At 34.8% G+C, this 22,450-nt stretch carries 19 protein-coding genes; 6 read left to right on the top strand and 13 right to left on the bottom strand.

The genetic code is table 11. The annotated features are described in order from the left end of the window. Nucleotides 1-16: 16 nt before the first annotated feature. The gene (locus NU08_RS14035; RefSeq protein ID WP_129747813.1) at nucleotides 17-3,190 is read left to right on the top strand and encodes an efflux RND transporter permease subunit; all 3,174 of its coding nucleotides are present in this window, start codon (nucleotides 17-19) and stop codon (nucleotides 3,188-3,190) included. After that, entirely contained in the window at nucleotides 3,183-4,550 is a 1,368-nt protein-coding gene (locus tag NU08_RS14030) for an efflux transporter outer membrane subunit (protein ID WP_129747812.1), read from the top strand. The genes NU08_RS14035 and NU08_RS14030 overlap by 8 nt, the downstream gene beginning before the upstream one ends. Before the next feature lie 164 nt (nucleotides 4,551-4,714). Here NU08_RS14030 and NU08_RS14025 read toward each other — a convergent pair whose 3' ends face one another. Both NU08_RS14025 and NU08_RS14020 read right to left on the bottom strand, forming a co-directional pair. Continuing rightward, a complete protein-coding gene (locus NU08_RS14025; RefSeq protein ID WP_008465639.1) occupies nucleotides 4,715-5,125 on the bottom strand; it encodes a BrxA/BrxB family bacilliredoxin in 411 nt (136 codons plus the stop codon). A gap of 142 nt (nucleotides 5,126-5,267) precedes the next feature. Further along, nucleotides 5,268-6,449 (bottom strand): lycopene cyclase family protein, encoded by a 1,182-nt coding sequence (locus NU08_RS14020; RefSeq protein WP_129747811.1) that lies wholly within the window; start codon nucleotides 6,447-6,449, stop codon nucleotides 5,268-5,270. A gap of 243 nt (nucleotides 6,450-6,692) precedes the next feature. Between NU08_RS14020 and NU08_RS14015 the strand changes: the two genes are divergently transcribed. After that, nucleotides 6,693-7,769: a glycosyltransferase family 4 protein gene (locus NU08_RS14015; protein ID WP_129747810.1), complete on the top strand. Its 1,077-nt coding sequence runs from the start codon at nucleotides 6,693-6,695 to the stop codon at nucleotides 7,767-7,769. Nucleotides 7,770-8,089: 320 nt separating this feature from the next. Here NU08_RS14015 and NU08_RS14010 read toward each other — a convergent pair whose 3' ends face one another. The 4 genes from NU08_RS14010 to NU08_RS13995 all read right to left on the bottom strand — a co-directional run bounded on the left by NU08_RS14010 (nucleotide 8,090) and on the right by NU08_RS13995 (nucleotide 12,754). Beyond that, on the bottom strand, nucleotides 8,090-8,554 hold the full coding sequence (locus tag NU08_RS14010) for a thioredoxin family protein (protein ID WP_129747809.1): 465 nt from the start codon (nucleotides 8,552-8,554) through the stop codon (nucleotides 8,090-8,092). 294 nt (nucleotides 8,555-8,848) lie between these two features. After that, the gene (locus tag NU08_RS14005) at nucleotides 8,849-11,101 is read right to left on the bottom strand and encodes a TonB-dependent receptor (protein ID WP_129747808.1); all 2,253 of its coding nucleotides are present in this window, start codon (nucleotides 11,099-11,101) and stop codon (nucleotides 8,849-8,851) included. A 194-nt stretch (nucleotides 11,102-11,295) separates the two neighbouring features. Further along, nucleotides 11,296-12,201 (bottom strand): NAD(P)/FAD-dependent oxidoreductase, encoded by a 906-nt coding sequence (locus NU08_RS14000; protein WP_129747807.1) that lies wholly within the window; start codon nucleotides 12,199-12,201, stop codon nucleotides 11,296-11,298. A 199-nt stretch (nucleotides 12,202-12,400) separates the two neighbouring features. Next, entirely contained in the window at nucleotides 12,401-12,754 is a 354-nt protein-coding gene (locus tag NU08_RS13995) for a MerC domain-containing protein (RefSeq protein WP_008465648.1), read from the bottom strand. A gap of 93 nt (nucleotides 12,755-12,847) precedes the next feature. Here NU08_RS13995 and NU08_RS13990 point away from each other — a divergent pair, with 93 nt between their 5' ends. From NU08_RS13990 to NU08_RS13980, 3 genes are all read left to right on the top strand, one after another. Then, the gene (locus tag NU08_RS13990) at nucleotides 12,848-13,240 is read left to right on the top strand and encodes a Fur family transcriptional regulator (protein WP_008465649.1); all 393 of its coding nucleotides are present in this window, start codon (nucleotides 12,848-12,850) and stop codon (nucleotides 13,238-13,240) included. A gap of 74 nt (nucleotides 13,241-13,314) precedes the next feature. After that, nucleotides 13,315-15,183, top strand: coding sequence for an Nramp family divalent metal transporter (locus NU08_RS13985; RefSeq protein WP_129747806.1), 1,869 nt, complete (start codon nucleotides 13,315-13,317; stop codon nucleotides 15,181-15,183). Between the two features lie 101 nt (nucleotides 15,184-15,284). Then, nucleotides 15,285-15,938, top strand: coding sequence for a metal-dependent transcriptional regulator (locus NU08_RS13980; protein WP_111368214.1), 654 nt, complete (start codon nucleotides 15,285-15,287; stop codon nucleotides 15,936-15,938). Between the two features lie 284 nt (nucleotides 15,939-16,222). Here the strand turns inward: NU08_RS13980 and NU08_RS13975 are convergent, their stop codons facing one another. The 7 genes from NU08_RS13975 to NU08_RS13945 form a co-directional block, all read right to left on the bottom strand. Further along, nucleotides 16,223-16,621: a hypothetical protein gene (locus tag NU08_RS13975; protein WP_129747805.1), complete on the bottom strand. Its 399-nt coding sequence runs from the start codon at nucleotides 16,619-16,621 to the stop codon at nucleotides 16,223-16,225. A gap of 144 nt (nucleotides 16,622-16,765) precedes the next feature. Further along, a complete protein-coding gene (locus tag NU08_RS13970; RefSeq protein ID WP_129747804.1) occupies nucleotides 16,766-17,548 on the bottom strand; it encodes an enoyl-CoA hydratase/isomerase family protein in 783 nt (260 codons plus the stop codon). Nucleotides 17,549-17,559: 11 nt separating this feature from the next. Beyond that, nucleotides 17,560-18,975 (bottom strand): sensor histidine kinase, encoded by a 1,416-nt coding sequence (locus tag NU08_RS13965; protein WP_129747803.1) that lies wholly within the window; start codon nucleotides 18,973-18,975, stop codon nucleotides 17,560-17,562. Between the two features lie 132 nt (nucleotides 18,976-19,107). Then, complete coding sequence (locus NU08_RS13960; protein WP_129747802.1) at nucleotides 19,108-19,656, bottom strand: CopD family protein; 549 nt, start codon at nucleotides 19,654-19,656, stop codon at nucleotides 19,108-19,110. Then, on the bottom strand, nucleotides 19,656-20,228 hold the full coding sequence (locus NU08_RS13955; protein ID WP_129747801.1) for a hypothetical protein: 573 nt from the start codon (nucleotides 20,226-20,228) through the stop codon (nucleotides 19,656-19,658). The genes NU08_RS13960 and NU08_RS13955 overlap by 1 nt, the downstream gene beginning before the upstream one ends. A 6-nt stretch (nucleotides 20,229-20,234) precedes the next feature. Further along, complete coding sequence (gene hemH, locus NU08_RS13950) at nucleotides 20,235-21,248, bottom strand: ferrochelatase (RefSeq protein WP_129747800.1); 1,014 nt, start codon at nucleotides 21,246-21,248, stop codon at nucleotides 20,235-20,237. A gap of 193 nt (nucleotides 21,249-21,441) precedes the next feature. Further along, the gene (locus NU08_RS13945) at nucleotides 21,442-22,314 is read right to left on the bottom strand and encodes an AraC family transcriptional regulator (protein ID WP_129747799.1); all 873 of its coding nucleotides are present in this window, start codon (nucleotides 22,312-22,314) and stop codon (nucleotides 21,442-21,444) included. Nucleotides 22,315-22,450: the final 136 nt, after the last annotated feature.

The raw sequence follows: 22,450 nt of genomic DNA, 5'->3' as shown, positions 1-22,450 counted from the left end.
TAAATCACATACTATTATGGGAGAATTTTTCGTTCGAAGACCGATTGTTGCCATTGTAATTAGTATTATTATTGTGATACTTGGATTACTGGCATTACAAAAAACACCTATTTCGCAATATCCGGATATTAATCCGCCTGTTGTAAAAATTACCACTTCTTTTACTGGAGCAAATGCGCTGAATGTTGAACAGGCAGTGGCAACTCCTATTGAGCAAAAAGTAAATGGTGTCGAAAATATGCTATACATGAAATCGATCAACACTTCTGATGGTGCTTGTACTATTGAAGTTACTTTCGATGTGGGAACTAATCTGGATAATGCCAATATGCTTACGCAAAACAGGCAAAACCAGTCCGCTCCATTTATGCCTTCTAGTGTTAAACAACAGGGAGTCGTAGTAAAAAAGTCCCTATCATTCCCGATGATGTTGTTTACCATTACGTCTAACAATCCAAAATATGACGCCAAGTTTTTAAATAACTACGCCAGTATAAATGTCGTTGACCAGCTGGCTCGTATAAAAGGAGTTGGAGAAGTTGCTCTCTTTGGAGGAAGCGATTACTCCATGCGTATTTGGTTAAAGGCAGATATGATGAGTAAGCTCGGCGTGACTGTTGAAGATGTCAAAAATGCACTGAATGCACAAAACATGATTAGTCCAGGAGGAAAATTTGGGGCTGAACCAGCACCTCCTAATACTGAATTTACATACGGTGTAACACTTCAAGACCGATTAGTTACTGAAAAAGAATTTGGAAATATCGTAGTTCGAAGCAAAGAAGATGGAGCACAAGTTTTATTGGGTGATATTGCCCGAATCGAATTAGGGACTGAAAATTACAGCTCAACAGCCAGAAGAAATAGTTCTCCTAGCGCCGTTGTTGCGGTATACCAAATGCCCGGAAGTAATGCCCTTGATGTAGCTGAAATTGCCAAAACTACTATGAAACAATTGTCTGAAAGATTTCCGCAAGACGTTGTATACCAAGAATCATTAGATACTACACTTGCTATTACCGCAGGAGTTGATGATATCGTCCACACACTTTTTGAGGCCATTATATTGGTTATCTTGGTGGTATTCATATTTCTACAAAATTGGCGCGCTACTTTAATTCCGTTAATTACGGTTCCAGTTTCGCTGATAGGTACTATTGCGGTTTTCCCAATGTTAGGATTTTCGATCAATACGCTTTCTCTTTTAGGATTAGTATTGGCAATTGGTATCGTGGTCGATGATGCGATTGTGGTTGTAGAAGCCGTAATACATCACATCGAACATGGAAAAAATCCGCGGGAAGCTACTATTCAAGCTATGAAAGAAGTTTCTGGACCAGTAATTGCGATTGCATTGATTTTGTGTGCCGTTTTTATCCCAGTAGCGATGACACCTGGAATTACGGGGCGCTTTTATCAGCAATTTGCCATAACCATTGCCGTCTCGGTCGCCTTTTCAGCATTTAGTGCTTTATCTTTAAGTCCTGCACTCTGTGCCATGCTTTTAAAACCAACAAAACCTCTTGACCAGCAAAAAGGATGGCTTGCTAAATTTTTTTCTTGGTTTAATAGAGTTTTCGAAAATGTTACAGGAAAATATATTGGCGGGGCAACATTTTTTGCCAAAAAAGCAATGCGTATTGTTGTTTTACTCGCTGTGATCCTCGCTTCAATTGTACTTTTAGGCAAAAAGATTCCGTTAGGATTTATTCCTGAGGAAGATCAAGGTTATGTTTTAGTAAATATTGCTTTACCACCTGCATCATCATTACAGCGTACCGATGAAATATCAAGAAAAGTAGACAGTTTTCTTAAAGAAGAAAAATCTATTCTGTCTTATACAACCATAAACGGATTTAGTATGCTTACAAACTCCTATCAACCTAATAATGCTTTCATCTTTATTTCGTTAAAACCTTGGGAAGAAAGAGCTGAAACGGCTAAACAGTTTGTAGATCGATTCAATAAAAAACTGGCCACTCAAATTACGACAGCAACCTGTTTTTCATTTGGTCCGCCCGCAATTCAAGGTTTGGGTGCTTCCGCTGGATTTAGTTTAATGCTGCAAGACCGCGGAGGTAATACGCCTCAATATTTAGCAGAACAGACACAAAAATTTATTGCTTCAGCACAGCAGCGTCCAGAGATAAAACGAATTTACACCACTTTTAATGCTGGTACTCCACAAATTAAACTGGATATCGACAACGACAAGGCTATGAAATTAGGAATACCCGTTTCTAAAGTTACCGAAGCGCTTGGAGCATTTTTGGGAGGAAGTTATGTAAATGACTTTAACCGTTTCGGACGTCAATATAAAGTTTATGTACAAGGAGAAGCTGTCAATCGTGTTAAACCAGAAGATCTAAATATGATTTACGTGAAAAACAATAAAGGCGACATGCTTCCGGTTTCCACGCTTGTTACAGCAACCAAAGTTTCGGGTCCCGATTTTACGAATCGTTTAAACTTATTCCGATCTGCAGAAATTGGGGGAAGCCCGAATGATGGCTATAGTAGTGCGCAGGCTTTAACTGCATTGGAAGAAGTAGCCAAAGAAACTCTGCCAGCGGACATGAGCTACGATTACATCAACTTATCATATCAGGAAAAACATTCACCTGGAGGATCATCCGTATTTATTATGGCATTGGTTTTTGTATTCTTAATCCTAGCCGCACAATACGAAAGCTGGAAACTGCCATTTAGTGTATTGCTTGGAGCTCCTTTTGCGGTATTCGGAGCATTTTTAGGACTTCTTCTAGCAAGATTTGGAAGTGATGCTTATGTCAATAACGTTTTTGCACAAATCGGACTCGTTTTGCTTATTGGATTGGTAGCGAAAAATGCCATTCTGATCGTTGAGTTTGCCAAAGAAGAATATGAAAGAGGAAAACCTCTTTACGAATCGGCAATGTACGCTGCCAGACTTCGTTTTCGACCGATTCTGATGACTGCTTTTGCTTTCATTCTCGGGGTTGTTCCGTTATTGACTGCTACAGGTGCAGGTTCTCAAGCTCGTATTGTAATGGGAATGGCCGTATTTAGCGGAATGTTGATTGCCACCGTTTTAGGTGTATTAATTGTACCGGGGTTATTTGTTATGATTGAAAAAATTGGACACAAGAAAGAAGAAACAATCACAACAGGAGGAAACAATGTAGAATCAAATACTACAGACCATGAGTAAGAAATATAAAATAATCGTTATTGTACTGGTTCTTTCCTTATTTCCGGTGGGATGTATGGTTGGTCCAAAATATAAAAAACCTGAGCAGTTAAAATCAGATTCTTATAGAAACGAAAGAAATTTAGACAGTCTCGCTTCAGTAACCAATTTAAAATGGTTTGATCTGTTTAATGATGATGTTTTAAAAGGTCTTATTCAAAAAGGTCTTGAGAATAACTATGATCTAAAAATTGCAGTTTCGAGAATTGAGCAATTTCGCGCTCAATTAGGTTATACCAAAGCCGATTTATTTCCGTCTTTTCAGTATGGAGCTACTATAAACAGCAACAAGAAATACATTACGCCATCGACCGCTGGCGCAACTATGTCTTGGGAACTTGATTTCTGGGGGAAATATCGTCATGAAAATAATGCTGTTAAAAATGAACTTCTAGCGACAGAAGAAGCTCGTAAAGTAATATTGTCTGATATCGTCGCCAATATTGCCATAGCGTATTTTCAGATGCGAAATTTTGATGATCAGTTGGAAATAACCAAACACACTCTTGAAACCAGAGAAAAGTACTATCAAATCATAAGCGAGAGATTTGAAAAAGGGTATATCTCTGAAGTTGACAAAGTACAGATTGAACAACAAGTTGCCATTGCTGAAGCAGCAATTCCTAATATTGAAAGACAAATAACCTATCAAGAAAATGCCATTGCACTGCTTACAGGCCAGCTTCCTACTGAAATTCCGAGAGGAAAAAGTAATACCGAATTGCAGATCGTTAGCAAAATTCCATTGTCAATTCCGTCTGCATTATTAGAAAACAGACCCGACGTAAAAGCAGCCGAATTAAGATATGTGGCTGCCAATGAAAGAATTGGCGTAGCTCAAGCAATGCGCTTTCCATCTATTAATCTTGCTGCAATTGCCGGATTTGCCAGTGCCGATTTGAGTAATCTATTTTTAGGAAGCTCATATATGCAAAATGCTTCTGGCGGAATTGCAGGACCAATATTCGCTTTCGGAAAAAACAAAAGAAGAGTTGAAATAAACAGACATCAGGCAGAACAATTCAAATTTCTTTATCAACAAAAATATATTGATGCCGTTTCTGAAGTAGAACAATCGATACAAAACGTTCGAACTTATCAAGAAGAATGGAAAGCCCGCAACAGACAAGTGCAAGCGGCTCTAATAAACTTTAAATTATCTCATGAAAGATATGACAGCGGCTACGTTTCTTACTTAGAAGTTTTAGATGTAGAAACTAATCTTTTTAATGCTCAATTAAGTTTAGCACAATTATCTGAAAGACAATTAAGTTCAATGGTTGAATTGTACAAAGCACTTGGCGGGGGATGGAATTTATAAGGTTCTGAGATTCTAAGTTGCTAAGGTTCTAAGTTTTTTAAACTAAACATATAAAAACAAAAAGAGGCTGTCTCAAAAGGACAGCCTCTTTGGTTTTTTAAATCTTTGTCACTTCAATTCTAAACTTAGTATCTCAGAATCTTATCAACTTCGTATCTTTAAAATTAGCAGAATTCGTTAAACGCATCCTGTAAATTCTCAGCAATTAATTCAGCTGGGCGTCCTTCGATGTGGTGGCGCTCTAACATGTGAACCAATTCTCCGTTTTTAAACAAAGCCATAGATGGCGAAGATGGAGGAAATGGGAACATATGTTGTCTTGCAGCGTCAACAGCTTCTTTGTCAACACCTGCAAAAACAGTAATTAAATGATCTGGTTTTTTAGCTCCTTCCAAACTCATTTTTGCTCCTGGACGTGCATTTCTTGCAGCGCACCCGCAAACAGAGTTTACAACAACTAAAGTGGTACCTTCAGCTTTGATAGCATTCTCAACAGCTTCAGCACTATGTAAATCTTGAAAACCAGCAGCTGTCAATTCAGCTTCCATTGGTTTTACCATTTCTAGTGGATACATATTCTTGTTTTTTAAATTGTACTTTTTGAACTGCAAAGTTACAAAGTTTAGTCGCAACTAGTTACTTTGAAGTATAAAGTTTTGCTATAGTTCGATTGAGAAAGTCGAAAGTCTGAAAGTCATCAAGTTGAAAGTGTCAACTTTATCCTTTTTCTTGGAACATTCTGCGAACTAGAGCCTTTATAAATGGCCCTTTCGGGCATTTTATGATTACTTCAAAATCTTCAAAAAAACTCGTTTCTTCATCTAAAAATTTGAAAATCAATTCAGGATTTCCTTTTTTAAATAAAGAAGAGAAAATAGAACTTCCCAATTCATTATTTCGATAGAGAATATCTAAAAGCAATGAATCGTAAAACCAAAACCTACTTTTTTTATAAAACGATGTCATGCTGAACGAAGTCGAAGCATTTTTCTCTTCAAGGAATTCAATCAATTTCGAAGATTTTTTATCTGAATTTTTGAATGTATAACCTGTGCTAGCTTTTGTCCAACCGCCAGCTGTACCAATATTCAGGACCCTTTTGGTATTTTTCTCCCAGAAAGGATAACAAGTCATGGGAATACTTCCCTCCTCTTTTTCGAGAATTTCATATTGGCTTGCACCGAGTTTCTTCAGATAAATTTGAATTTCATTTTCGTACTCTTCTTTCGAAAGCAGTTTTTCCGAAAACAAAGTATATTCAACCAAAGCTTCCGTTTTTGAAGTCGGCAGAACATAAATAAATCTTGTATTTCCTTTTTGCTCAACCGAAAAATCCATAAACGTGACTTCATCAGGATTGAAAACTTCTTCTTGCGTTTTCACAAACCAACCCACAAAATGCTGTTGCAAAACAGGATATTTATTTTGCCTTTCGACGAAAGCCTTAGTATAAATGCTATTGAAAAGATATTGGCAAGTGTATCGATTTTGCTCCGTTCCAACAAAAACATGAGTTTCAAGTTCGTTGATATCAGTCACTTTTTCGTTTAAAAAAGTAATGTCGGACTGATTTGAAATAGCTTCGAAAACGAAATTATAAAAGTCTAAACCGTTGATTTTATTATATGAATATGGTTTTAGATCCAGATCACGTCTAAAATCCTCGTTGGCAAAAAAAGCCGAATCCCATTTTTTCGAAATCACAGAATTCCAAACGCTTTCTTCTTTTTCCCAAAAACACCAAGTTCTGTCGTTGGTTTTTTTCACATCTTGATCTAATAGTAAAATTGATTTGCCGGAAAATTTTCCAGACAAAATCATTTTATAAACCGTCATCAGAGATGCAAGGCCTGTTCCTGTAAAAATATAGTCGAAATGTTGAATTTGCGAAGAGTTCATTTTCAAAAATAAGAAAATTTATTCTTTCCTTTCATTTTGCCGTTATTTACAAAATGATTTATTTTATTCTTTAGTATTAAAAAAACAAAATTTCTGCCAGATGCATAAATCATCCCCTTCCATTAAAACTTATGAACCTGATTTTAAAGCAGTTTATAACCTTTCAGATTCTATCTATGAGTTTAAAAAAAAAACATTCCTGTTGTTTTTTCAGAAACTAAACTATTCGATAAAAGACTTCAGATGATAAAAGCAAGAAAAATTTATTTGGTATTTCTAAACGGAAAATCTAATGCGGGCGGTGCTGAACGCATGGTTCATTATTTGGATGAGTATCTCAAAAGCCGAAAGATTCTGACTGAAATAATTGATGAAGATCGTTTAAAAAATAGTTTCATAGGAAAATTATATTGGAAGTTATTCAATATAAGACACTTCGAAAAAAGAAGAGCAAAATATATCGCAAGATATATTACAGTGTTTCTTTGGCTACATTATCGTTCGAACAAAAAAGTCATAAGTAATGGTGAACCCACGGCATATTATCCGACAGATTGTGTAATATCTCACGGCTGTTTTCATAAAATGGAATTGGACTACGGCCGAAGAAATCCAAAATTAAGCAGAATTGCAAGACTTCAAATGAAAGCCTGCAAAAATGCCAAGAAAATAATCGCTGTTGAAGACAATGTCAAAAAAGACCTAATGCAGTACTATGGAATTAATCAAGATAAAATAAGTGTAGTACCAAACTGTATTGATAAAACGAATTTTTATCCAATAAAAAAGCCATCCACTGACTTTAAAACAATTGTATATATCGGCAGACTAGAACACGGAAAAGGGATAGCCGAATTGCAAGAACTATCAAAACTTGTTGAAAAGCAAAACGATTGGAGGCTTCTTATTGCCTCAAACAATCCATCAAATACTGAGCTTTTTCAAAATTTGCATAACACTGAAATTTTAGTCGGATTAACAATTGACAACATCAACGAACTGACTTATTCTCGCGCAGACATTGTTTTTTATCCTTCCTATTCAGAAAGTTTTGGAATGGTCACTATTGAAGCGCTTGCCTGCGGAAGACCAATTGCAGGAAATCCTGTTGGTGTTCTGCCTAAATTAGCCAAAGATGAACAACCTGGTGCTTATTTGCTTCCAAAACAAATCGATGAGAATATTTTTCAGTTTTTTGATTATTGCATTGAAGATTCTAGAAAATTCACGCCCGAAGAAATTCATGAATTTGCAATGAAAAAATTTAGTATCGAGTCCTATTTTGAACAAATGGATAAACATTTTCTGAAAAACACCTAATCATCAAATTATTATTTCACAAAAAGTTATCATTCTTCCTATATGAATTTTATATTTCTATCCAGAGAATCCGTTATTCAAAACACAAGGAAAAATCAAAGAGCTTTAAAGCTCCTAAAATATTTTAGAAACAGAAATGCTAAAGTCGATCTGTAGGTGTTACAACAGATATATACGGCAAAAGCATCTCTAATTGATTATCAGAAAGTTTTTGATTTGCAAAGCTTTACAACGATTTGCAAATAAATTTTAAGGGCGTATCAAAAAACACATTATTTACCTCATTAGCAATAATCTACTATGCTAGTATCATAAAAATGCTACTCTTTCAATTTTTCCAAAAGAACTTTAAACTCTTTTGTACCCAAATAGATATTGTACTGAAAAATGATTTCGTTTTTATCATTCAAAACACATAAGGTCGGATATGCAATTTGATTATTAATTGTTCCCAATTGCAATGCCAGTTCGTGAACTCCGACATTATTTCCAGAAGGCAGGTATTTGAAAGTGTGATTTGCGAATTTGATATCGCTTTTTTCCTCTGCATTAAAATTAATAAAATAAAAATCGGAGTTTAGTTTTTCTATAATTTCTTGATCTTTAAAAGTTGTGGCTTTCATTCGCTGGCAAAACTGACACCAATTGGTATGGATGAAAACAATGGTTTTCCGTTTTTGAATTTGCTGCAAACTATCTACTTCTTCAAAAGTCCTGCTTTTTAATTGGCAGAATCCTGTTGAAGTTATTCCGAAGAAGAAAATAAGTAGAACTAGCTTTTTCATTTTTTTTGTTTACAGCTCCCGATATTTATCGAGATAAAAGGATTAAACAGATTTTACTTTTTTGTCACCCTGAGCGAAGTCGAAGGGCGCACCAATAGGATATAGACTTCGATTCCGCTCAGCCTGACAGACGAAAACAATCTGTCTCAAAAATTTTAAATACATAAAAACATAGATTTTTTCTTTTCTAAAGATTACAAAAGAAGCTAGCTTCTACACACCTATGTGAATTGATGCAAGTGAAACGCCTCTTCTACACAAAGTTAAACTATGTTTCTATGTGTTAAAAATTAATCACCTAAAAGTATATCGCAATCCCAAAAATCCTCGAATAGTTTGGTTCTGTCCATAAACGTAAGTCGTGTCAAATGTTAAACCGTATGGATTATCTGGTGTTACCAATACTTTTCCTGCCGAATCGTATTGCACATTTTTGTCGAAAGGATCGTTGGTTCTAGAAATCAAAAACGGATTATTCTGTTTTGGAGTAAAGTTCAGCAGATTTTTGATTCCGCCATAAACTTCAAAATCTTTCCATCCCGAATACGTAAACTGAATATTCTGAATACTGTACCACGGCGAATCTGGACTTCTTGGATCAGTTTCGCTCAACAAAGGCAATTTCATTGGACTGTAAACATTTCCTGTATAATCTATTGATAAATTCCAAGGCTGAATTTTATACGAAATGCTCCATGTTCCTGTGAAATTCTCAGTTAGATAAGGTCTTTCAGAAATTCCATTTTCGACATTTTTATTATCCAAAACCGTTGCTCCGACAATAAATTTTAATCCCGACGGAAAATTAAGATCGATATTCGTGCTGATTCCTTGACTCAAAGCATAACCATCAATATTGTCGTAAATAATTTCGTTTGGATTGGTCTCATAATCTGAAATGATTTTATTGCTGAATCTGGTATAAAAAGCCGTTGTTTCGATTCCCATAAAGGTTCCGTTTCCGAAATTGATTTTCTGAATATAGTTCAAATTCACATTTACTGACTGCTCGGGTTTTAAGTCGTTTTTAATAATGACATCTCTAGAACCCGTTAAAGCTGCGTGATCTTCCGTAAATAAATTCACAACTCTAAATCCAGTTCCTGCATTTAATCTAAAAATGGTGTTTTCGTTTGCTTTAAATCTGTAAGCAAATCGCGGTGTAAAAATAGATCCGTGAATAGAATTGTAATCATAACGCATTCCTAACAAAACTTGGCTTTTTGGAGAAAAGGTAATTTCGTCTTGAACAAAAATTCCTGGAAGCCAAGTATTTTCAGCTTCTTTTGTTGCAGGTGTATTGTCATCATAATAAGTATATCGACTTACAATTCCTGCCAGCAAATCGTTTCTTCCTATTTTTTTATCCCAAGTCAGTTGCAAAAATCCAATTTTCTGATTGGCGATATACGAAGTTGTTCCGTAACGACTATCTTGATAATGCACATTTCCAGAAAAGGAGAGCATCAGTTTTTCTTCAAAAGGCAATTGATAACTTCCAATTAATTCAGCTCTTTTGGTATAAATGCTTTCCCCATAAATTTCATCTCCGCCACGATATTTTTTCTCCCAACGAATGTCTCCACCCCAACGATCTTCATACATTCCGCGCGCAGCGATCGAAAAAAGGCGATTATTATTTCTTTGAAAACTCCATTTATTAAAAACAGAAATACGTTCAGAAAGCGTTACATCGGTAAAATTATCTTTGTCTTTATCTATTACTTGATCATAGTTGAAGTAATTAACCCCAATAAGCGAAATTGCTTTTTTTCCGGCATTAAACTTCATTCCTAAATCAAGATTGCTTTCAAAATAAGAAGTCGTAAAATAATCGGCAGAAAAAACGGGTGCATTAGTCGGGTTTTTAGTAATGATATTGATTAAACCTCCAACCGCTTCACTTCCGTAAAGAGACGAAGCTGGACCTTTTACAATTTCGATTCTTTCTACCAGAGAATTCGGAATTCCAGACAAGCCATAAACCGTAGAAAGACTGCTTACAATTGGCATTCCGTCAATCATAACCAAAGTGTACGGACCTTCCAAACCGTTTATGTGAATATCTCCAGTATTACAAACTCCACAATTGAGCTGCGGACGAACTCCATTTATGTTTTGTAATGCATCATAAATGCTTGGTGTTGGGTTTTTCTTGAAGAAAACTGGCGAATAAACCTCAACAGGAACGGCACTTTCTAATCGTTTTACAGGTTTTAAAGTTCCAGAAACTACCACTTCGTTCAATTCGTTTTGATCTTCTTGTAATTCAAAATCAAGATTCAAATTTTCATTTTCTAAAACAGAAATTCTTTGGGTTATAGGTTTGAATCCCGTCGAGGTCACATTTATTTTATAATTCCCTTTCGGAATATTTTCGAGTTTATAAAATCCTAGAGAATCGGTTTGTGCTTTAAAGTTTGTATTTAATAAGCTAACATTAATTTCCTGACCTACAGGAATTGATAATTCGACTTTTCCTGAGATATTTTGCGAGTATAGGCTTTTAGCTGAAAGTATTAATATTGTCAAAAATAAATATTTCATTCTTTTAAAATTAAATTTAGACAAATCTAAAAATTAAATTTGACAAATAATTATTCTTAAAACAAAATTTTCAGACTGATTGAAATCAAGATGTTATATTTTTTTTAAAACCATATAAGTTATATAAGATAATTTAAGTTTGTGCTAAAATGAACTTATATAACTTATATTGTTTAACTACTCTTTTCTATTGACTAAAAGTCTTCGTCGATAAGTTCTTTATTGATCACCGCTCCAGCGAAAGAGCCTGTAGAAACAGCAATTGCCACAGATCGCATTGGAGTTGTGCAATCTCCACTTGCAAAAACACCTGGAATGTTTGTTTTCTGCATCGCATCTACTTTCAGCAATCCTTGTTCGTTACTATCACATCCTAAAATTTCAGGGATTGGGCAATGCTGTTCAAAAGGCGGTCTTGCGTAAATCGCTTTCACTTCCACTCTTTCTCCGTTCTTAAAAATGATGTTTTTAATATATCCTTCATGATGCTCAAAAGATTCTATTTCTTCTTCTAAAATTAAAACGCCATGACTTTTAAGCGTTTGTGTTTGTTCTGAGGTCAATTCTGATTTTCCATTGGTGCATAATCTCAAATCCTTTGTCCAATTAGAAATCAGTTTTGCATATTCAAAACCCATTTCTCCATTGGCAATAATTGCGGTTTTTTCATTTTTAACTTCATAGCCATGACAATACGGACAATGTAAAACCGAAATTCCCCAACAAGATGTAAAACCTTCAATTTCTGGCAGTAAATCTTTAACTCCAGTTGCAAATAAAACTTTTCGAGAAGAAAAAATAGCACCTGATTCTGTTTCAATTTCGAAACCATTTTCTGTTTTAAATACTTTTACCGCAAGTCCGTTATAAAATTGAACTGTTTTATAAATGTCCACTTGCAATTTGGCTTTCGCCGAAATAACCGCTGGCTTTTCACCATCTTGCGTAATAAAATTATGAGAATGCGGTGTTTGTCTGTTACAAGGCAGACCGCTGTCAATGACTAAAACCTGACGCAAAGAACGTCCTAAACTCATTGCGGCAGACAATCCGCTGTAGCTGCCGCCAATGATAATCACTTCAAAATGCTTCTGTTCCATATTATTTCTATTTTAATCTGTTGAGTGAAATTAGTTTAACACATAGAAACATAGCTTTTAGGATTTGTAAAAAGGCGTTTCACTAGAATAATTAATCATAGAACTATGTGTTAAAGCTTGCTTTTTCTGTACCCTTAAAAAGAAACAATAAATCTATGTTTCTATGTGTTTAAATTTTACTTTCACCCAATGAGTTATTTTAATGATTTTGATTTCTATGTAATTTGTAATTGATTAAATGTCCAATGATCATTCCAATCCCTCCGAAATAAATCAAATCTAGATGAATATCTAAAAGAAGTTCTGTCAAAACACTAATCCAAATGAGTGCCATTGAAACAACTAAAATGGACGATACCAAAAGAGATGATTTTTTTATAATTTTGAGAATTGCAAATAAACCTATCGAAGCAAATAGTAAATCTATAAAAGGATTGTGACTCAGTCCTAAAGGCAGGATCGTTAAAAGAGGAAAAATCAAACAATGAACCAGACAGATGGTTGCGCTAGAAATTCCTAAAATATCGTAAAAGGATGTGCTTATTTTCTTCATTTCGTGTACATTTGCTTAATGCAATTTTGTTGCAAATATATACAATTTTATCAATTGCAACATTGTTGCGTTTAATTTTTAACTTCATAAAAAATGAAAACCACACGTAATACCGCAGCAAAAACGGCTGTTTTAGAGGTTTTTGAGAAATCTAAAACGGCTCTTTCGCACACCGAAATTCACAAACAATTAAATGATTTGTGCGATCGCGTTACCATTTACAGAATTTTGGATCGTTTGATTAATGAAGATGTTATCCATAAGATTTCTAATCTAGATGGAACAGTAAAATATGCCAAATGCAATCATTCGCATCAACGTGTGCATATTCACAACCATGCACATTTTAGCTGCGAGAATTGTCACGAGATTACTTGCCTTGAAAATGTTAAGCCGAGTTATATTATGCCGCACAATTACAAAGTGAACGAAATCAACTTTACGCTATCAGGATTGTGTCCGAATTGTTTAAATTCTAACATTTAGCTTTTAGACTCGTCTAAAAATATTGTTTCGCGAATATAATTTTTCTCTATATTTGTGAAAACAATACTTTTACAATGACCAAATCTTTAGAAGAAGTCCACGAATCAGTTTCTACACAAAATAAAAAAAAGGGTTTTAGAAAAATTTTAGCCTTTCTAGGCCCAGCTTATTTGGTAAGCGTTGGCTACATGGATCCAGGAAACTGGGCAACCGATATTGCCGGCGGAAGCCAATTCGGATACACTTTAGTCTGGGTTTTATTGATGAGTAACTTAATGGCTTTGCTTTTGCAGAGCTTAAGCGCTCGTCTCGGAATCGTAACACAGCGCGATCTTGCGCAAGCCTCTCGAGAAACGTACTCCAAATACATCAACTACATTTTATATTTCTTAGCCGAAATTGCCATTGCGGCCTGCGATTTGGCAGAAGTTCTCGGAATGGCAATCGGAATTAATCTTCTTTTCGGAATTCCGTTACTCGAAGCTGTTCTAATTACCGTTTTAGACACTTTTTTATTGCTTTTCCTGATCAATAAAGGAATTCGTAAGATGGAAGCCTTCATTATTGCTTTAGTGGCTATTATTGGGTTCTCTTTCATTTTTGAAATGATTTTTGCAGAACCAGAAGTGCACAAAGTTTTAGCTGGGCTTATTCCTTCGATTCCAAACTCTGCAGCTTTATATATTGCAATTGGAATTATCGGAGCAACTGTAATGCCGCACAACTTGTATTTGCATTCGTCTTTAGTGCAAACACGAAAATTTGATAGAACTCCAGCGGGAATCAAACAAGCATTAAAATACAATTTGATCGATTCTACGATTGCTTTAAATCTCGCTTTCTTCGTAAACGCAGCTATTCTAATTCTTGCCGCCGCGACTTTCCATAAAAACGGAATGTTTGAAGTTGCCGAAATTCAAGATGCACACCAATTTCTTGAACCGCTTTTAGGAACCAAATGGGCGCCTATTTTATTTGCCGTAGCCTTAATTGCTGCGGGACAAAGCTCAACAGTAACAGGAACACTTGCCGGACAAATTGTAATGGAAGGTTATCTTCATTTCAGAATTCAGCCTTGGGTTCGTAGAATTATAACGCGTTTGATTGCAATTATTCCTGCTGTAATTGTAATTTTGATTTATGGCGAAAGCGTAACAGGCAAATTGCTAATTCTAAGTCAGGTTATTTTAAGTTTACAGCTCGGATTCGCTATTATTCCGCTAATTCATTTTGTGAGTGACAAATCTAAAATGAAAGGGTTTCATATTTCTAGAACTACGCAAGTGGTTTCTTGGATTATTGCCTCTATAATTGTTTCTTTGAATGCCAAATTGGTTTATGATGAAATCACTTCATGGTTAGCAAATTCAGATCATCCGATGGTTCTTTGGTTGACGGTTGTTCCGCTAGCTTTCGGATTCTCAGCTCTATTGTTATACATCGTTTTTAAACCATTTATTGCCAAATTCAAATCAAAAGCTATAAATCATTCGCCTCATAACCTAAAATTGAAGTTTTCGCCAAGAGAAAGCAAGAGCATTAAAAACATTGCTGTCTCTGTAGATTTCTCACATGCAGATGAAGCGGCTTTAAACAAAGCCTTCGAATTGGGTGGCATTGACACGGAATATACACTCATTCACATCGTAGAAACGGTCGGTGCCTTAATGTATGGAGTTCATATACAAGACTATGAAACAACCATTGATGAGAAATTATTGCTGAAATATAAAGACATGCTTTCAGAAAAAGGATTTAAGATCAAAACAGAACTTGGTTTTGGAAAACCAAACAAAATAATTCCGAAAATCATAAACGAAGGCAATTTTGATATTCTCGTTATGGGAACCCACGGCCACACTGGACTAAAAGATATTCTTTTCGGCACAACGGTAGATAAATTGAGACATAAAATTTCAATACCTTTGTTGATTGTTAAATAGAGTTGCTAAGATACTAAGGCTCTAAGATTCTAAGTTTTTTATAAAAGCTTCAACAGAAACTTAGCATCTTAGCATCTCAGAACCTTAGAATCTTTAAAAAAATGACCTTTTCAGAAGAAAATTACCTTAAATCGATCTATCATCTGACTGCTGCATCAGAAACTGAAGTCAGCACCAATGCTATTGCTGAAATTATGGAAACGAAAGCTTCCTCTGTAACCGATATGCTTAAAAAGCTGGCAGAGAAAGATTTAGTAAATTATAAAAAATATCAAGGTGTTTCTTTGACTGAAAACGGAAAACTGGCAGCCAAAATGATTGTGAGAAAGCACCGTTTGTGGGAGGTTTTTTTAGTTGAAAAACTAAACTTCAGCTGGGATGAAGTTCATGATATTGCAGAACAATTAGAGCACATCAAATCGGAGCAATTGATTAACCGTTTGGATGATTTTCTTGGAAATCCGACTGAAGATCCGCATGGCGACCCAATTCCAGATGCGAATGGAAGAATCATTAAAATTGAAAAACAGCTTTTATCTGAATTGGAAGAAAATCAGACTGGCGTTTGTGTTGGTGTAAAAGATACTTCATCGGAGTTTTTGAAATATCTAGACAAACAAGGAATTGCTTTGGGTTCTAAAATTGAATTCCTTTCTAAAGAATCTTTCGATTTATCGGTTAAAATTAAAGTGAATGATAGAGAATTGTCTATTTCGAATAAAATTGCTTCTAATTTGTTTGTGAAGCTGGTTTAGAGGTTATTTCGCAGAGATATATTACGCTTTTATAGTTTTAAAATACTTCCAATAATATACAATATTGTCATTTCGACGAAGGAGAAATCTTCGTGAGAAGCTCGGCAAAGATTGGATTCTCTTTACGGAGTTACTTGTGAAGATTTCTCCTTCGTCGAAATGACAATTAGCCGATAAACATTCTTTTGAAAACGGGATTCCTAGCCCCGATAGCAGTAGAAATCCTTTTGTGGCGGGGTTCGCCACAAAAGATTGGAACGGATAGCGGGATTAGCTCCTAAAAACTAAACAATTCCTTTCTCTATCATTTCCAACATTACTGGCGAAGCATTCTTAAATGTTGGCGGTTGTTCTATAATACTTCCTGCGTTCTTTTTGTTTACTTTGAAAGTCACATCGTCATCTGTCGTAAACAAAAGTGCAGTCAAGAAAGGTTTTTTGATGTGTGAACCCAAAATCAGTAAAGCTTCATTTAACGTATGAATGCTTTCGATTTCTTCTGTTTTGTATCGAAAAGTTAGTGAAATTGAGAATGTATTATCTTCATTTAGAACCAATCTGAAATATACATTCTTAAGTTCCGTATCGCCCATCGTTTTAGCCAAAGTCAGTTTTGCGAAAGTTCCGTTTTGGATGCTTTCTTTAACTCGTTCACAAAAAAGGGCAAATATTGGTTCGTACATTTTTTTTAAGTTTCTAAAGTTCTGAGATGCTAAGATTCTAAGTTTTTAAAATCTTTGTCTATTATTTAATCGCAAAGTTCGCAAAGATTTACGCAAGGTTCGCTAAGTTTTTAGATTTTCTTGCGAACTTTGCGGTTAAGAAAATTATTTTCCTGTAAATTCTGCTTTACGTTTTTCTAAGAAAGCTGTTGTTCCTTCTTTAAAATCTTGCGTTCCGAAACATTCACCGAATGATTTTATTTCAGTATCAAAACCATTTTTACCATCTTTAAAATTGGCATTGATTGATTTTATAGCTTTTCCAATCGCAAACGGAGCATTTTTAATGATTTTCTGAGCAATTACGTTTGTAAAAGACAAAAGCTCTTCTTGAGGCACAACATGATTTACCAAACCGTACTCTTTTGCTTGTTCAGCAGTGATCATTGCGGCGGTCATAATCAATTCCATTGCACGGCCTTTTCCGATTAATTGCGGCAAACGCTGTGTCCCTCCGTAACCTGGAATCAGACCAAGAGTTACTTCTGGAAGTCCCATTTTTGCATTATCAGAAGCAATTCTAAAATGACAAGCCATTGCCAATTCTAATCCACCGCCAAGAGCGAAACCGTTAACGGCTGCAATAACTGGTTTTTTAAGATTTTCTATAAAATCAAATAAAGATTCTTGTCCTTCAGCAGCTAATTGTGCGCCTTCGACAGTTGTATAATTAGCAAATTCCGAAATATCTGCTCCAGCTACAAAAGCTTTTTCTCCGCTTCCGGTTAAAACAACAACACGAACATCATCATTTTTAGCTAATGCTTGAATGGCATTACTCAGATCGCTAATCGTTGCTTTGTTTAAGGCATTCAATTTGGTTGGTCTGTTAATGGTAATTGTAGCAACTTTTTCTTCAATAGAAATTAAGATATTTTCGTAATTCATGACGCTATATTTTATGAGTTGGTGATAGGGAGAGAAACTGTAAACGTAGTTCCTTTTCCGTAAGTTGATTCAAAGGTAATTGTTCCTTTGTAATTTTCGATAATGTTTTTGATAATTCCGAGTCCAAGACCCATACCGCTGGTTTTAGTCGTAAATTTTGGTTCGAAAATTCTTCCTATATCTTGTTTCTGGATTCCAATTCCGTTGTCTTTTACGGCAATTTCAACATTATTATCCTGTCTTTTTACAGTAACCACAATCGATTTCTGAAACTGACTTTCAGGAATGGCCTGAGTCGCATTTTTAACCAAATTGGTAATGACACGAATCAATTGCGTACGATCCATTTTGGAAATGATTTCTTCTTCTTCTTTTTCGAAAACAATATAATCTTCATTGAAAATATCTAAAGCCAATTCGACAACCTCAACCACATTTAAAGTTTCATTTTGCTGAGCTGGCATCGATGCAAAATTCGAAAATGCCGAAGCAACAGCCGTCATGGTATCAATTTGCTGAATTAAAGTCTCAGAGTAATCATTCATTTTCTGTTTCACATCAGGGGCAGAAGGATCAAATTTTCGCTGGAAACTCTGAACCGTCAAACGCATTGGCGTAAGCGGATTCTTGATTTCGTGTGCAACTTGTTTCGCCATTTCGCGCCAAGCTTCTTCACGTTCGCTTTGGGCGAGTTTGATAGCACTTTTTTCCAATTTGTCCACCATTCCGTTATAAGCTGTAATCAAGAAATTGACTTCTTTACTATTCGCTTCCAGAACAATTTTCTCATTTTTCTGATCCAGATTGGTTTCTTCTAATCTCTCAGAGATCGTTTTTAATGATTTCGTGATGTACGTTGAAAGGAAATACGCCAATGCAAAAGCCACAATCAGCATAAAAGAATAAACCTGACTCAGACGAATCAGGAAAGTATTCAACTCGTTATCGTAATAACCGTCATCTTCTAAATACGGAAGATTCAGGATTCCGAGTGGTTTGAATTTTTCGTCTTTAATTAAGCTGTATGAAGATCGGTTCTTAACTCCATCTATCGTTTTAATATCTACAAAACGTTTTTCGATGGAAGAACGAACCAGTTTTAGAATATATTCCGGAATTGGAGGTGGAGCTTTATCAACAGCAAAAGACTCTTTAGAAGATTTGAGCAGTTTTCCATCCAAACTGTAGATATTGATTTCAATTTTGTGAATCTGCGCCAGCTCATGAATTTTATCTTTAAAAATTAAATCTAAATTCTGGGTTTTTAGCGGATAAGTTGTAGTCGCCAGAACATAATTGATGTGTTCTTTTACGGCATTTTCTTTTCGTTCTAAACGTTCTTGGTGGTATTCTTTGGCCTCAGTCTTAAACTGAATAATCGAAATCGAAGCCAATAAAAAAGATGCCACAACAATCAATACAATCATCGACAGGAATATCCTGGTACGAAGGGAAAGCATTGACATTTTGAAGTTTAGCATGTTTTTTTTAAGTTATGAGTTATGAATTATGAATTATAAGTTAAGTGTCATAAACAACTCATAATTCATAACTCATAACTATTTTCTCTCTCTAATTCTTTTATAAAAACGGAATCCAAGCATAATTAAAACCGAGAATAAAATAATTCCGATTACGCCGAAAATCCAGTTGATGGCACTTTTTAAAACTACTAAAAATACAACGGCAAACAAAATAATCGTAGCGCCTTCATTCCACAAACGCATAAAATTATTTGAATATTTTACTTCATCTCTTTGCAGTTGCTTAAAAATCTGATGGCATTTTCCGTGATATAAATATAAAAGGAAAACGAAACATAATTTTACATGCATCCAAGATTGTGTAAGCCAAACGTGTCCTGCATCTGTAAAAAAAAGCATCCAAAAAGCAAAAATACTCGCCAAAACTGCCGACGGCCACGTAATAATGTACCACAAACGATAGGCCATTATTTTGTATTGCGCTTGCAAAATTTCTTTCTCTGGCGAAGGTTTCTCACTTGCTTCAATTTGATAAACAAACAAACGCACAATATAAAACAAACCCGCAAACCAGGTAATTACAAATATAAGATGCAGTGATTTTAGATAGTTGTAGTATTCCATTACTTCTTAAATGTAGATTTTTTAAAAAGGTCGATCATTTCTTTACCATCATCTTCATTTTCGTAGACTATAGAATTGATAAAGATTCTACCATTAAAACCTCGAGAAAAAAGAACTAACGTTACTACTTTTTTCTCGTACTCAGTTATTTCTATTTTAGCTCTTCTAAATGGCAAACCCGAAATATATTCAGTACTAACTGAATAATCTCCCATTTTACCCTTTGGATAAATTTTGCCAATATCTTTTAAAAGAAGAAAATCTTTTAATTTCATATTTAGATCAAGCGCTCGAATATCACTTCCAAAAAAATCTTCGTAATTCACTGAAAAGTAATTGGCTTCATCTTTCTTAAAAACAACAATTGAATGTTTCTTTTTTGCTAAAGTTGTATCTCCTTTAACATCTAACTTCTGTTTTAAATCTACCTTTTCATAATCATCTGGCACAAAAATCTGCCACTTGAATGTTTTATCGTAAAATTTATTATCTACAAGAGAATTGTTTTTTTTGCAACCTGAAAGGGTTACCAAAACAAAAAATAATATCGCACTATATTTTAATCTATTCATTTATTTTTATTTAGCCCAATCATTAATCCAAGAAGCAACTGTTTCACACCATTCATCATCATCATTCAAACATGGAATTGCCAAGAATTCCTCTCCTCCATTTGCTTCAAAATCTTCTTTGGCACGCATGGCGATTTCCTCTAAAGTTTCTAAACAATCTGAAACGAAAGCTGGTGTTACAACTGCTAATTTCTTGATTCCTTTTGCTGGCATGTTATCGATTTCAACATCTGTGTAAGGTTCTAACCATTTATCGCCAGCTAAACGAGATTGGAAAGTTAAACTGTATTTATCTTCTGGAAGGCCTAATAACTTAACGACTTGTCTTGTAGTTTCATAACATTGGTGACGATAACAGAATTCATGTGCCGGCGATGGCGTGTTACAGCATGAACCGTCAATTTTACAATGTGATTTCGTCACATCGGTTTTTCGAATATGACGCTCTGGAATTCCGTGATATGAAAACAATAAATGATCGTATTCAAACCCAATTAAGTGTTTCTGAATAGAATCTGCTAAGTTTTTGATGTAATCCGGTTTGTTGTAAAATGCCGGAACATCTGTAAATTTCATGTGAGGGAATTTTTTCTTACGAATTTCTTCTGCTTTCACTAAAATAGTCAAAGTCGAAGCCATTGCATATTGCGGATATAAAGGAAAAAGAAGAACATCTGTAACTCCTTTATCGCTCAATTCCTGAAGTCCTTTTTCGATTGTCATGCTTCCGTAACGCATTGCCAGCGAAACTGGAACATTTACTAAAGGCTGTACTTTTTGCTGCATTCTTTCTGAAAGAACCACTAATGGAGAACCTTCTTCCCACCAAATTTTTGAATAAGCATGTGCCGATTCTTCTGGTCTTTTTCTTAAAATAATCCCACGAACTAATAATGCTCTCAATAAATACGGAACGTCGATCACATATTTATCCATTAAAAATTCATCTAAATAAGGTTTTACATCTTTTGGAGTTGGACTGTCTGGAGAACCTAAGTTTACTAATAATACGCCTTTCATTATGTTTTTTTTGCTTTTAAGCTTTTATTTGTTTTAAAAATTTCGGCAAAAGTACACGCTGTACTTTATTCGAAATATGATATTTATTACTTTTTAATTATTGTAGAATATTCAAAATTTATTTGACTAATTCGAGAAATTTTTTCATGCAGATTTACACAGATTAATTCGTGAATTCGTGGCGAAAAAAAATTTAAACATTCACATTAATAGACATCAAATATTTTTTTGGTGTTGTTCCAAATTTCTTTTTGAATGCCGCTATAAAATGGCTTCCCGTGCTATAGCCAATTTTCAATCCAACTTCGTTTACATTATAAGAACCGCTGTCTAATAGTTTTCTAGCGAAATCCATTTTGTAATCAAAAAGGAAACCGTAAACTGTATCGCCATAAATCTGTTTGAAACCCATTTTAAGTTTTTTCAAATTTAAACCAATTTCATCTGCCAGTTCTTGCAACCCTGGCGGTTCGGCCATATTGGCGATTACAATTTCTTTTGCTTTTCTGATTTTCAAAACATTGTCTTCATCAATTAAAAACGGACATTGTTCAGCATTTGGGTCTTCAGTTCTGTTGAAATACAAACTTAACAATTCGTATCCTTTTCCTTTATAATAAAGGTTTTTTATGGACGGATGAAGATTGTAATGAAACAACTGACTCAAAACAATTGCCATTGACGGACTGATATTTCCTTCGTTATAATATTTTTTATCCTTATTGTCAGGACTTAAAAATGTAATATAATCAGCTTCGGCAGAAAATAACGCGTGAAATTTTTTGATTGAAACAATTACAGAAATCACCCAAGAGTTTGGCGCAAGTTCTAAATTAAGCGGTAATTCTTTCTGCGGATTGTACAAAAGAAGCGATTTTTCTTCTTTTAATTCTAATGCATAATTGCCTTGATTGAATAAGAATTTTGCATTTCCTTTTATCCCGAAGTGAAACTGTATCAGACCAGTACCTATTTCATGCTGTGCATAAAATGGCTCGAGACTGTCATTTTGAAAACGGATCAGCGTAAAGTCGTCTTCAATTTTTATAATTTCTTGAGAACCCATAGCGATATTTTTTTGAAACGAAAATCAAAATAAAGTTTAAATGTTATTTAGAACGACTCTAAACTAATCACTTCAAACGAGTTGATTTTGCTACAAAAGTAGTCCTTTTTACTCAAAAACACCCATTTAGGTTCAA

Origin of the sequence: Flavobacterium anhuiense, from assembly GCF_004151235.1 — a bacterium.
Lineage (GTDB): Bacteria > Bacteroidota > Bacteroidia > Flavobacteriales > Flavobacteriaceae > Flavobacterium > Flavobacterium anhuiense_A.
The sequence above is the reverse complement of the archived record's forward strand: the minus strand, read 5'-3'. Positions and strand labels throughout refer to the sequence as shown.